13 protein-coding genes are annotated in these 12,738 nt (G+C 42.2%); all 13 read right to left on the reverse strand.

All coding sequences use genetic code 11. The features are described from left to right. Positions 1–49: 49 nt before the first annotated feature. The 13 genes from flhB to G586_RS0103545 all read right to left on the reverse strand — a co-directional run bounded on the left by flhB (position 50) and on the right by G586_RS0103545 (position 12,629). A complete protein-coding gene (flhB, locus tag G586_RS0103480) occupies positions 50–1,198 on the reverse strand; it encodes a flagellar biosynthesis protein FlhB (RefSeq protein ID WP_035772361.1) in 1,149 nt (382 codons plus the stop codon). Beyond that, positions 1,185–1,964, reverse strand: a complete 780-nt coding sequence (gene fliR / locus G586_RS0103485; RefSeq protein ID WP_026526597.1) for a flagellar biosynthetic protein FliR — start codon at positions 1,962–1,964, stop codon at positions 1,185–1,187. The genes flhB and fliR overlap by 14 nt, the downstream gene beginning before the upstream one ends. A 14-nt stretch (positions 1,965–1,978) precedes the next feature. Continuing rightward, entirely contained in the window at positions 1,979–2,248 is a 270-nt protein-coding gene (gene fliQ, locus G586_RS0103490) for a flagellar biosynthesis protein FliQ (RefSeq protein WP_026526598.1), read from the reverse strand. Positions 2,249–2,466: 218 nt separating this feature from the next. Next, the gene (gene fliP, locus G586_RS0103495; protein ID WP_026526599.1) at positions 2,467–3,399 is read right to left on the reverse strand and encodes a flagellar type III secretion system pore protein FliP; all 933 of its coding nucleotides are present in this window, start codon (positions 3,397–3,399) and stop codon (positions 2,467–2,469) included. Between the two features lie 4 nt (positions 3,400–3,403). Next, the gene (locus tag G586_RS0103500; RefSeq protein ID WP_026526600.1) at positions 3,404–3,748 is read right to left on the reverse strand and encodes a flagellar biosynthetic protein FliO; all 345 of its coding nucleotides are present in this window, start codon (positions 3,746–3,748) and stop codon (positions 3,404–3,406) included. Between the two features lie 19 nt (positions 3,749–3,767). Next, on the reverse strand, positions 3,768–5,042 hold the full coding sequence (fliY, locus tag G586_RS0103505; protein WP_026526601.1) for a flagellar motor switch phosphatase FliY: 1,275 nt from the start codon (positions 5,040–5,042) through the stop codon (positions 3,768–3,770). A gap of 4 nt (positions 5,043–5,046) precedes the next feature. After that, positions 5,047–6,030, reverse strand: coding sequence for a flagellar motor switch protein FliM (gene fliM / locus G586_RS0103510; protein WP_026526602.1), 984 nt, complete (start codon positions 6,028–6,030; stop codon positions 5,047–5,049). Between the two features lie 69 nt (positions 6,031–6,099). Further along, the gene (locus tag G586_RS0103515) at positions 6,100–6,639 is read right to left on the reverse strand and encodes a flagellar basal body-associated FliL family protein (RefSeq protein ID WP_026526603.1); all 540 of its coding nucleotides are present in this window, start codon (positions 6,637–6,639) and stop codon (positions 6,100–6,102) included. A gap of 19 nt (positions 6,640–6,658) precedes the next feature. Further along, positions 6,659–7,663, reverse strand: coding sequence for an OmpA family protein (locus G586_RS0103520; RefSeq protein ID WP_026526604.1), 1,005 nt, complete (start codon positions 7,661–7,663; stop codon positions 6,659–6,661). Then, entirely contained in the window at positions 7,663–8,469 is an 807-nt protein-coding gene (locus G586_RS0103525) for a motility protein A (RefSeq protein WP_026526605.1), read from the reverse strand. Before G586_RS0103525 ends, G586_RS0103520 begins: the two co-directional genes overlap by 1 nt. Positions 8,470–8,507: 38 nt before the next feature. Next, on the reverse strand, positions 8,508–8,750 hold the full coding sequence (locus G586_RS21625; protein ID WP_035772364.1) for a flagellar FlbD family protein: 243 nt from the start codon (positions 8,748–8,750) through the stop codon (positions 8,508–8,510). 576 nt (positions 8,751–9,326) lie between these two features. Further along, on the reverse strand, positions 9,327–12,011 hold the full coding sequence (locus G586_RS27330) for a flagellar hook-basal body complex protein (protein ID WP_051204480.1): 2,685 nt from the start codon (positions 12,009–12,011) through the stop codon (positions 9,327–9,329). 219 nt (positions 12,012–12,230) lie between these two features. After that, positions 12,231–12,629, reverse strand: a complete 399-nt coding sequence (locus G586_RS0103545) for a TIGR02530 family flagellar biosynthesis protein (RefSeq protein ID WP_026526606.1) — start codon at positions 12,627–12,629, stop codon at positions 12,231–12,233. Positions 12,630–12,738: the final 109 nt, after the last annotated feature.

The raw sequence follows: 12,738 nt of genomic DNA on the forward strand, positions 1-12,738 counted from the left end.
GAGGAAAATAAGGCACAAGACCACCATCAGGACATTTTTATAATCACACTTATACTTTGCCCTGTAAATGATAGACAAATGCAAGAACTTCAGCGACTGCCTGATATAATTCAGGCGGAACAAATTCACCGACTTCAACATTTGCATACAGCATCCTGGCAAGAGGCTTATTCTCAACGATTTCTATACCATTTTCTTTAGCCACATCCTTGATTCTCTGTGCGAGATAATCTTCACCCTTGGCAACAACCTTAGGTGCATCATAAAGCTCAGCATCATACTTAATGGCAACAGCATAATGAGTCGGGTTCGTGATGACAACGTCCGCCTGCGGGAGTTCTTGCATCATTCGCCTCTGAGAAGCCTGCATCATTCGTCTTCTCTGCTGACCCTTGATCTGAGGGTCTCCTTCAGTATTCTTATACTCATCCTTCACTTCCTGCTTGGTCATTCTCATATCCTTTTTGAATTTCCTTCGCTGGAAGATTACATCCGCAGCTGCAATTACAACGTATATTGCAGCAATTCTTATACCCACATCTATTATCATAGATCCCATCAGACCTATAGCCTGTTTTAAAGGCATATCATAAAGAGTAAATAAGGATGCTGTAACTCCGGTAAAATAGTTATATACAACAAAACTTATAATTGCTATCTTGGCAAGCGACTTAATGAGCTCAAAGAGAGACCTGGATGAAAATATCTTTTTAAATCCACTGATAGGATTCAGTTTGCTAAATTTTGGCTGCAACGGTTTGGTAGTCACCTTCCAACCAACCTGAGCTATATTGGCAGTAAGACCTATCAGTATTGCCACAGCAAAAAAAGGCAATGCTGTCAAAAACATGACAATTACCGCATGCTTCATCATTGCCTGAATATCCTGAAAAGGAGTATAGCCCTCATACATGATAATTGTAGTTGGAATCTGATTGTATACATACCTGAACATTCCGGAGAAATTATCGCCCATGTATCCATACAGGAATCTGATCATGAGAAAGAGCGCCAGTAGTCCCGCTGCATTTCCAACCTCTCTGCTATTTGCAACCTGTCCTTCATTTCTGGCATCCTGGAGCTTTTTGGCGGTAGGCTCTTCAGTCTTCTCACCACCCGGTCCATCAGCAAAGAACTGCAGATCATAAGAGATCATAAAATCACTATGCAATTTTCCATAATCTTCACACAAGGTCATTTATAAACTCCGTCATCATCTGCCGCATATTTGAGAAAATAAAGTCCGAGGCATTATATAAAAGCGTACTTGTTATATACATAATAAGAAGCCCCACGATAAGCTTAAGCTGCATACCTACTGCGAACATATTCATCTGAGGTGCAACTCTCGCAAGCACACCAAGTATTACGTTCATCATAAATGTAACAATAAAAATCGGCAGGCATATTCTAAATCCTATGATCATATATGCACTCAAAAACTTAACAATAGAATTAAGAAGCTTATCTGAATCAAAAATCGCTCCATTCACAGGGATCAGTCTGAAAGAATCAGCAAGAGCAGAAACAAAATATCTGTAAAGTCCGCTGACAAGCATCATTCCCAAAAATGTGTACTGATACAAAGCACCTGTCACAGGAACCTGTTCTCTGCTGTTAGGGCTCATTACCTGCACCATTGACAAGCCAACCTGCATATCCGAAATCTGACCAGCAAGTGATGCAATCGTCGTACATACCTGCGCAGAGTATCCGATTATCAGCCCGGTGAAAAACTCCTTAATGACTATAATCGTATAGCCAAGAATGGTGTTATATTCAATTGTATTAACCGGTGCAAATCCATACAAAAGTATGCTAAGGAAAATCGAAAACCCGATTTTCACTCTTTGAGGAGTACTTGGTGTACTAAAAAAGGGCGCAATATAAACAAACATTGTCACCCTCACCAGTATCAGCAAAAAAACCTCAAGGTCACCATAGGAGAACGAATAATCTATCAAATCGTCTTCCTCCGCTAATGAATATACAGGGAGAAGTCTGACCAAATTTTTATTACATAGTTCGAAAGCTCAGTAAGCATCCAGTTTCCAAGAAGCATGAGAGCAAGGAATGTAATAATGATTTTAGGAACAAAGGTCAGTGTCTGATCCTGAATTGATGTAACTGTCTGAAAAATCGAAACCGAAAGTCCGACTATGAGCGATACAAGAAGTACGGGTACAGCTATTTTTATAACCATAAAAAGGCCGTTACTCATTATGCTTGTTACGTCATCTACTGACATAGTGCTCTCCTTTCTTAATTCCCCTCATCCGGCCCTGCGGGCCACCTTCCCCCAAAGGGGGGAAGGCTTTTTTACTTTGCCTTCTCCCTTTGGGAAGGCTTTTTTACTCTGCCTTCCCTTTTTGGAAAGGCTTTTTTACTCTGCCTTCCTTTTTTGGGAAGGCTTTTTTACTTTGCCTTCCCCCTTTGGGGGAAGGTGCCCGAAGGGCGGATGAGGGTTTAATAAAACGTCTTAACAAGACTACCAATTATCAAATTCCATCCATCTGCCAATACAAACAACAGAATCTTAAACGGCATCGAAATCGTCGTAGGCGGTAGCATCATCATACCCATACTCATAAGTACCGAAGCCACAACCATATCGATGACTATGAACGGAATATATATCAGGAAACCAATAATAAATGCTGTCCTAAGCTCACTGATTACAAAGCTCGGTATAAGTACCGCATTGGGAATACTGTCAAGCTCGCCATCCCATTCGATATCATCTATTTCCATAAAGAGACGAACATCTTTAGTCTGAGTCTGTCCATACATAAACTCTCTTATAGGAATCATTGCAGTATCAAAGAATTCCTGTTGATCAATCTCTCCCTTATCAAACGGAACAACCGCCGTCTCATAAACCTGTGTAAGAGTGGGCTGCATAATGAAAAATGTAAGGAAAAGTGCAAGCCCCATCAGAACCTGGTTAGGCGGTGCCGTCTGAGTAGCTATCGCAGTTCTTGTGAAATGAAGTACAATGATGATTCTGGTAAAACAGGTCATCATTATAAGTAAAAACGGCGCCAGCGAAATAAGAGTCAACGTAATAAGGATTCTTAGAGCACCATTGATGGTACCGTTGCCATTGTCATAGGTCACGGTTACCGTATTTGCTATATTTAGTTCCTTCAGATCATCTGCATCTTTGGCAGAACCGGGCTTAGTAATATTAGTCCTCTCGCTATCCGTTCCTGTCAGATTCGTTTCTCTGTCAACAGTAGGATCTGTTGGGTGCGTATCATCGACGTATGAAGTTGATGCGTGAATCGTCACCGAACCACTGTTAAAAATACAAAAAGCCATAACGAAAGAAAGGCATATCAAAGAAATGCCTTTCATTAGTAATGGCTTTAAATCATTTACTCCCCTGAAAATTTTCATACCTTTACTTCTTCTTAAACCGCTCCAATACTTTTTCGAATTCTTTGGAAAAATCCATAGGATCATTCCCCTTTATTGCAGGCGGTTCATACTCATCCTCCGAAAGCTCGGACAACAATGTAACCGTATCCTTACAAACAGAGATTACCAGATACTTATTCACTACTCTCACAATCTGGAGATATTTATTTGTGGAAATCCTACAGGTCTCCATAACCTCCATATTGGAAGTGAAGATGGATTGCTTTTGATATTTGGCAATCCACTTTGTTACATAATAGGTCGCAGCCAAAACCAGTATAAATATTATCAGTACAGTAACCAGCTGCGCTACTGATGAAACACTCATTTTATTGACCTTCCAATAATCACTGAACTATTTCTGTTACACGAACGCCAAAGCTCTCCTCAATAACTACAACCTCGCCCTTGGCAACAAACTTACCGTTAACAAGAACATCAACAGGTTCACCGGCTACCTTTTCAAGCTCTATGATGGTACCCGGGGCAAAATCAAGAATATCTGATATCGCTTTAGCTGTTCTTCCAAGCTCAACAGTAACCTCAAGAGGCACATCCTTGATAAGACCAATATTCTCTCCGGCCGCCATCATCGGGTTGCCTGCTGCAAAGCTCTGGAACTGAGCAGGCTGTACATTCGCGCCCATCATCTGCGGCTGCATCATAGGCATTCCCATTGGCATCATAGGCATTCCCATCTGAGGCATTCCCATCTGAGGCATTCCCTGCATCATGGACGGATCCATACCGGGCATAGCTCCTGGCATAGCAGCTCCTGCATCGGGCATAGGCATTCCCATATCCGGTGCTGCAGGTGCCGGTGCCGGCGCAGGTGCCGGTGCTGCTTCCTCAGCAGGCGCTTCAGTACTTATAGTATCCTTCAGACTCTTAGCAAAGTCGATAGGATACAACTGCATAAGTGTAGAGTCGACAAGCTCACCGATCTGCAGCTTAAATGTTACGCGGCAGAAAGTACCTGTCAGGAACTCGGAAATCTCACTGGGATCGTCATCGATCATATCGAGAAGGGTTGCCTCCGGCGGGCTGATATCTACCTTCTCTCCGATCATAGTTGAAAGTGATGTTGCCGCAGCACCCATCATCTGGTTCATCGCTTCTGAAATAGCGGAAAGCTGCAGTTCTCCAACCTCACCCTCTGTATTGGTTCCGTCACCACCCATCATAAGGTCGGTGATAACCATAACATCGTGCTCTTTCAAAATAAGAATATTGGTACCTTCAAGACCAACAGTATACTTAATCTGAATAAATACGCAGGGCTTTTCATAATTTTGCAGAACTGTATTCCAGTTTGCCAACTCAACCTGAGGCGTAGTGATATTAACCTTCTGATTGACGAGTGAATACAGGGTTGTCGCAGAGGAACCCATACTGATATTGGCCACCTCTCCAATCGCATCCTTCTCCTCATCATTCAAAAGGCTCTCATCGATTTCACCGGCTACAAAGCCGCCGCCACCGCCTGAAGGAGCCTCTGCAGCCGGAGCATCCCCACCTGCGTCTGCAGCCGGAGCATCTCCGCCACCGGCGTCGCCACCTCCTGACGAATCCATACCGGCGAGCAGTGCATTTATTTCTTCCTGTGAAAGCATTCCATCCATGCTGCTACTCTTCCTCCTCTCTTATTACCGACGTTATTCTGACGGCGTACTTATCTTTTGCGGTTCCGGGCAGAGCTGTGAATTTATATATATCACCAACATATACCTGAAGCTCGCTGTTTACCTGACTCTCAAGTCTGATTATGTCACCCCGTTGGAGCTGAACAAAATCACTGACTGAAACATTGCATCTTCCAAGAATAGCCTTAACCGGTACATCCACATGTCTCACAAGAGACTCAAGATGCTCACCGTAAGTATCATCATCATGCTTCTGCATAGTTGAAAACCAGAACTTGGTATTCAACTTATCCATGACACTCTCCAACGTGAAGTATGGCAGACAGATGTTCATAAGTCCTTCGACATCACCTATCTTAATGTTAAGTGTCACGATCGCGATCATATCTGTAGGTGAGATAACCTGCGCAAACTGTGGGTTGGTTTCTATTCTCTCCATAATGGGATTGATCGCAAGAACGTTCTCCCATGGTTCAACCATAAGCTGCATACATATGGTTATCAGCTTCTCGATAAGAGGCATCTCTATATCGGTAAATGGTCTTGTCTTATCCAGTCCAACACCTTCGCCTCCAAGCATTCTGTCTATGAAAGCAAAACCGATATTAGCCTGAAGCTCCAAAATTATTGTTCCCTGCAGTGGCAGGAAATTGATAATTCCCAGAATTACCGGGTTACTCAGAGCATTACTAAACTCTGAGTACGTAACAGTTTCCGAGTTAGCAACAGAAACCTGTACGTTTTTTCTTAGATAAAGCGGAAGCGTTGTTGACAACAGTCTTCCATAATGTTCATAGATCATCTCGAGGGTTCTTAGATGTTCTTTAGAGAACTTCGCCGGACGTTTAAAGTCGTAATCCTTGACCTTTTTCTCGTCCGCAGCAGACATCTGATCTACGTCAAGTTCACCGGTATTAAGAGCCGCCAGTAGATTATCTATCTCATTCTGTGATAATACTTCACTCAAGCGTAGATCACCTCACTTTTACGGTAAAAAACCTTATTCATAATAAACTCTTTTCATACTCCCCATATATTACTGATATACGCTACCTGAGAAACTAACCTCATATATGAATCCCGAGTTGAACAGCTCCTGGATTCTCTCAAGCAGAGCTTCTTTAGCCTCATCCTCATGCGTTCTTATCTCATCAAGTGTATACGCACCAACTACCTCCGTGATAATTGACTTAATCTTATCCTGATAGGTGGCAAATGTTGTGCCATCCGCACCGTAATAGGTCTCATAGTCCTCATTGGATTTATCAAGGGATAAAACTATAGTCGTAAGCATATAATGTGACTTGCCGCTTCCATCCTCCTTAAGTGAAATGGTCATATCAGCTATTGAATAAGGAACCATATTGCTGATATCAACATTGCCGGTAGCCGATCCGGAAAATCCCTGTCCGTTCTCGCCTCCATTGGCCTCAATCTGAAGGGCTGCAGCTATGTCACCGATCAGAGCAACTGCCTGATTATTTGTTGTCATGACAGTCAGCATCATGAAGCCTGTCATAGCGGTATTAACAAGAAGTAATGCCAAAATAATAATTGCAAGCAGGTTCTTTTTCATGTTTTGTTCTCCCTCATAATTAGTACATAGGACTTAGTGGATTGTATATTCTTATCTCAACTCGCCTGTTCCTTGCTCTGCCCTCAGGGGTAGAATTGTCGGCAACAGGTTCATACTCTCCTCTTCCCGAATGCTTAAGCTTAGAAGGATCAAGAGATGTATTCTCGATAAAGTAATAGAATACCGAAAGTGCTCTTGCATCGCTAAGCTCATCGTTATTGGAAATCTTGCCACCTTTTCGGTTCATCGGAACATTATCAGTATGTCCCTCAATCTCTATGGTACCTCCGGCATATCGCTCAAGGACTGATCCAACCTTATCAAGTATGGCATCAGCACCCGGCTTAAGATCAGCATTACCGGTATCAAACAGGATAGCTCCCTGCAATGTAAGCTGTACGAATTGACTGGTAAAATTAACATCCACCTGATTAGTGATATCCATTGCATCCAGCTGTTCCTGAACCTGTGCGGCGAGAGATTCTGAAGCCTTGAGCTGTTCCGCTTCTGCAGCCTCCTGAGTTTCCTCAGTGGTAGGCTCAGCCTCTACCGGTGTACTCTCCTGCTGTTCATCAGTTACTTCACCCTCAGAACCCGTTCCCTTGGAACCGCCTTCGAGTCCGGAACTGATTCCACCTGATCCCTCTCTTATTCCTTCGGTTTCGCCGTCCTGAGTAACACCTGCACCGCCACTCTCACTGGCATCTGTTCCCTCGGAATCTGTCAGGTCTTCTTCCTGAGATCCGCTTTGGGCAATACCCATGGAAATAATATAATTTGACAGCTGATTAAGCTGTGAAATACCGTCTCCTACCAGTGCTCCCTGACCAAGCGCTGCTTCACCACCCTGAAAAATACCAAATGCAGAGCTGAAAGATGCTGCTACCTCTTCAAACTTTGCTGCGTCCATTGTCGCCATTGAGAACAGTAGCACGAAGAAACACAGCAGCAGATTCATCAGGTCACCGAAAGTACCCTGCCACGCAGGCAAGCCCGGCTTTATCTCTTCTGGTTTCTTAGCCATTACTCTCCTCCGCCTCCATCGCCTGAACCATTCTCTGCTTCATATGCTGCTCTGTTGGCAGGTGACAGGAATGACTTCAGCTTTTCCTCAGTAACACGCGGATTTTCACCTGCCTGAATAGACAAAAGTCCTTCAATAATAATACTTTTAAGTGTGTATTCAGCGTTATCCCTGGCCTTAAGCTTATTCTCAGCCGGGTAACAGAACCAGTTAGCCAAAACCGAACCATAGAATGTAGTGATCAAGGCAACGGCCATGGACGGTCCGATTGATGAAGGGTCTGACATGTTCTGTAGCATAAGAACCAGTCCGAGCAGTGTACCGATCATTCCCCAGGAAGGTCCCATGCCGGCAACATCGGCAAAGAATGAATAATTCTCCTTATGTCTCTCTGACATGGCATCTATTTCGGCCTCAAGAATAGCCTTAACAAGTTCAGGCTCAGTACCATCAACGATAAGACCTACACCCTTTTTCATGAACGGATCTTCGATATTACTTGCTGCTTCCTCCAGTGCCAGTAGTCCTTCCTTACGAGCAGTATTAGATAGATCAATGATCTGCTTGATAACACCCTTAGCATCATCATTAGGCATTTTAAAGATAAGCGTGTAGGACTTAAGTCCGCTTATAAAGCTGGGCATAGTTCTGGAAGCAAGAACCGCCATAAAAGCTCCACCAAATGTGATCATCGCGGAAGGCGCGTCCACGAAATATTTAACACCGGTGATACCGGCACCAAATACGATACTCAAAATCATGAAAACGAAACAAAGTAATACACCAAGTAATGACGCAATATCCACTTAGTTTTCTCCTCTCATAAGAAATTTAGCAAAAGGGATTAATGCAATGCTTCATGCACACGAACCGTCTTCGCTTCCTGACTGCTTGATACAAGCGGCGCTCCTGTTTGAATCCCCCATCTGTCGTTACATCTCTTCATGACTTCAACCAGTGACTCCTGAACAATGAATTTCCTCCCGTTAGCCATAATAACTACTGTATCGGGAGTAGATTCAACGGTTTCTATCAGATTCTCATTGACCAGTATTGTCCGGCCATCCATTCTGGTAATCTCTATCAATTCTATTTACTCCGTTTTTTGTAAAAAGTTTTCAAGCGTAAGCAGTACTACAATATCAAATTTTCATATGTAAATTTAATTAAGACAATTTTAACACGATTTTTTAATATAATGTGTTAACAAAAGTAGCAAAAACACAGCATTTGAATTTTTATTTCAAATATTATTGATTATTTTAAAATTTTATTACATGCTATATCTTGTGCATACTTTAGAATCTATTATACAATATCTCGTGATTTTATGGAACAATTTCTTAGGCTTTTGGAAAGAATTTAAATGCGCTCACAAGTTTAATGTTTTTTTGGAGTTTGTTAATCTGGATTTTATATATTTGACTCTTCAATACTATTTAGTTATGTAATAAATTTTCATATCAAAAGGAATATTTTGAAATTTTATTACAATCATTCTATGCTCACCATCTACTCTCAATCAAAATTCCACCCATAGTGATTGAACAGTGAACTGCTTCTATATACAAATAAATAATTAAATAAACAGATACATAAAAGAGCGCTTTACCTAGCGCTCTTTTATGTATTATTCACTTATCTCCCCCGATCTAAGTGATTATTATCTCTTCAGATTTGTAAGCTCCTCAAGAAGTGTATCTGATACTGTAATGATTCGGCTGTTAGCCTGGAATCCACGCTGTGTTGTGATCATGCTTGTGAATTCACTTGAAAGATCTACGTTTGACATTTCCAGAACACCGGTTGAGATGTAGCCACCGTCTGTTGTTACATCCTGGATTGTTGCTTCACCGGAGTTAAGTGTCTGAGTGTAGAGGTTGTCACCGTTTTTCTCGAGACCTGATGCGTTAGCAAACTCTGCTGTTGCGATCTGGCCAAGGAGCTTGGTCTGTCCATTTGAATAGGTTGCGTAAATTGTTCCGTCCTTGCTGACTGTTACACCGTTCATCTCACCAACGGAACGACCTGTCTTAAGACTGTCCTTATCACCCTTTACTGCTCCAACTGTAGATGTTGCCATGGTGTTGTAGTTAGTTGTTGTGGAAAGATCCAGGTTAACATTTGTGAATCCGCCCATGAGGTCAACACCGTTTTCAATAAGGCTTTCCTTAACGAAACGAAGAGGTATCTTTTCTGTAGGAGTTTCAATAGCACCGGTCTTTTCGTTATAGGTCATGGTAATTGAGTTATTAACAACCTGTAATGTGCCGTCTTCCAAGATGTGATATGTAAGGTTCTCATAATTTGTAGCTCCGGGATCCGGTGTATAGTTGTAAACATCTGAGAAGAAATCCTTTGTCAGTGTAGCATCATAGATTTCTGATACATATCCGGTTCTCGGAATATTCTCATACAGAGTTGAATCATCGATATTATTGGTAAACGTAGCTGTGGTTGGAGTCAGAGTAAATGAAGTATCTAAATCTACTTCTCTTGTTGATTCTGTGATTGAGAAAGGCCCTGAGAAGTCTGCTGTATTTCTTGTTCCAACTGTAAGCGAGCTTCCATTTCCTGTAAGTGAATATGTAACATCATCATCTGTAGGAACAAATCCGAAAACTTCTTCCAATACAGTCTTCATTGCTGCTGTAAGAGAGCTTGTTGTTCCACTTGTCTCGATTGTGGTAGCTTTTCCTGTCTTAAGATTTATGTAGGAAATCTTACCCTGTGCAGCGCTCTTTGCATCAATAGCATATTTCTTGTCATTCTCATAAGATTCCTTATCGGCAGTGATTGGTTCCTTAACAGTAACTGTACCGCCCTCGGGATCAATTGTGTAGGTTGCGGAAGCAGAAGTTACAGTGGCAAAACCTAATGCAGTTTTCATATCAGCACTAAGGCTTGTGACCAAACCTGAGGTTGTAATTGTGTCGCTCTCACCTGTAGCAGTTGTAACTTTAACCTTGCTATTACCGGATTTTGCCAGTGTAATTCCTAAAGTAGCTGCTGTTTTAGTAGTAACCTGATATGGAGTAAAGGTAATTTTGCTAACGCCATCGTTTGAAATAGTGTAGGTTGGCTCTTTTCCACTATCAACCATTGCCTGTATGGTCGCTTCATCTATTCCAAACATGCTCACCAGCGCTGACTTCTTATCAGCATCAAGGGCATCCCAGGTTCCATTTTTAGGAACTACTATAGGTGTACCACCATCAGGCTTATAGTAAGAAATGTTCACTTCTGTTGAGCCTGATACATAGTAAGGAGCAACTGTTCCTGCTTCAGGGGTACCGGATGTAACAGGGTAAATTGTAAGATTTCCATCATTATCAATCTCATAATAATCCGTAGCGGTTGCTCCTGCAGCATCATTTCCATAAACATTTACAAGAAGTGACGGGAAGTCTTCGTTTAATGTTGAAATAACTCCGGTTGTAGGGACCTTACTATACGCTGTTGCACCTGCTGCATTCTTAAAGGTTGTATACTGTGCACCTACTACCGCTGAATAATTTACAGTTGTAATCTCTTTTGTCCAGGGCTCACGAAGCTTATATGTCTCTTCTGTATAGTCAGGATTATCTGTGAAAATAACACGGCTCATCTTATCTGCGCCTATTGTATTTCCTTTAGAATCAAGGATGTCCTCGAGAGTCATGGTGTATGCATGTTCAACATCATCGATATCGCGAACAGCAAATTTTGCTGTGTAAAGATAACCAAGATTGTCGTAGAATTCCAGCGTAACTGTTTTTCCGTTATCGCTTGTTATGTTGGTATCGTGGGCGTCAATGTTTCCGCTTACAACTGCCTCAGTTGTTCCTTCCGGAGGATATGTCATGTTTTCGGCATTCATAATCATGAGCTTGCCAATACCGCCGTTAGTATTTACTGAAATCTCTCCGGTCTCAGGATCTTCCTGAGCTGACCAGCCGTATACGAAGTATCCGGTTGACTGCATTGCGAGGTTACCTGCACCATCTACATAAAAGGAACCATCTCTTGTAAACATTGTCTGATTACCATTGTTTACAACATAGAACGCATCTCCGGTAATACGCATATCAAAGGGATTATTTGTTGTCTCTGTTGCACCCTGTTGTGTGATTGCAGTTGCAATTGCGCCTGATTTCGCACCAAGACCAATCTGACGAGAATTGGTACCACCGGTTCTCTCGGTAGCTCTGGATGCACGCTGTGTAGTCTGGTACATCAAATCACTAAAGGTGATGGACTGTGATTTGAAGGATGTAGTGTTAACGTTAGCGATATTATTACCGATAACATCCATCTTGACCTGGTGGGTCTTAAGTCCAGCTACACCGGAAAAAAGTGATCTCATCATAAGGCATGTCCTCCTGATTAAACTAGAGGGGGACGGCACACATATTCTATTCTTTTGCGGAAATAAAAAGACATTTGGAAACGTAATTTGAATTCCTTCTGTCGGTCGGGAATTCGTGACCTCCTTAGACGCTCACCTTTTTTGTGAGTTTACGGGTATTATGCGAAATACCCTCGGTCCGGTCATTTTCTCTTTTTACTTACCACTTAAGTTTAGGGCTTATGCGATTACCGCTCCGTCTATATTGGTAAAAATGTTGCTGCCAGTTTCATGGCTATCCATCGCTGTCACTACTGTATTGCTCTTTACATTAACGATGAAGGCAAGCTGATCTACCAGGATGAGTGATTCGTTTATTCCTTTCGCATTGGCCTGATTCCTTGCGTTATTCAGGCGGTTCATCTGATCCTGTGTAAGCTCAATGTTACGGTCACTTAGTCTGTTGGAAGCGTGCTTTGAAAATCTGACACCTTCCCTGCTTTCTTCGATCTGAGAGAGGATTTTGCCAAAGCTTGCATTCTGCACTCCGGCACCGCCTCTGATCTTTTCGCCCTGACCAAGATACTGGTTCTGAACCTGTTCAATTGAAAGGAATCCGCTTGTATTATCTATTCTCACGGCTTACTCCTTTTCATAAACAAACACTAAGCCTAATTGCTTTGCCGATATATATTTCGGTTGCCTAATCAAATATTTAAGCTATTTTCACATTTTTTCTAAAATTTAA

This window comes from Butyrivibrio sp. VCD2006, assembly GCF_000423925.1.
Taxonomy (GTDB): domain Bacteria; phylum Bacillota; class Clostridia; order Lachnospirales; family Lachnospiraceae; genus Butyrivibrio.

Bases quoted from the DNA above. Each gene is read 5' to 3' on its own strand.
- flhB (WP_035772361.1), bottom strand. From the start codon at position 1,198: ATGACCTTGTGTGAAGATTATGGAAAATTGCATAGTGATTTTATGATC.
- fliQ (WP_026526598.1), bottom strand. From the start codon at position 2,248: ATGTCAGTAGATGACGTAACAAGCATAATGAGTAACGGCCTTTTTATG.
- fliP (WP_026526599.1), bottom strand. From the start codon at position 3,399: ATGAAAATTTTCAGGGGAGTAAATGATTTAAAGCCATTACTAATGAAA.
- G586_RS0103500 (WP_026526600.1), bottom strand. From the start codon at position 3,748: ATGAGTGTTTCATCAGTAGCGCAGCTGGTTACTGTACTGATAATATTT.
- fliY (WP_026526601.1), bottom strand. From the start codon at position 5,042: ATGGATGGAATGCTTTCACAGGAAGAAATAAATGCACTGCTCGCCGGT.
- G586_RS0103515 (WP_026526603.1), bottom strand. From the start codon at position 6,639: ATGAAAAAGAACCTGCTTGCAATTATTATTTTGGCATTACTTCTTGTT.
- G586_RS0103520 (WP_026526604.1), bottom strand. From the start codon at position 7,663: ATGGCTAAGAAACCAGAAGAGATAAAGCCGGGCTTGCCTGCGTGGCAG.
- G586_RS27330 (WP_051204480.1), bottom strand. From the start codon at position 12,011: ATGATGAGATCACTTTTTTCCGGTGTAGCTGGACTTAAGACCCACCAG.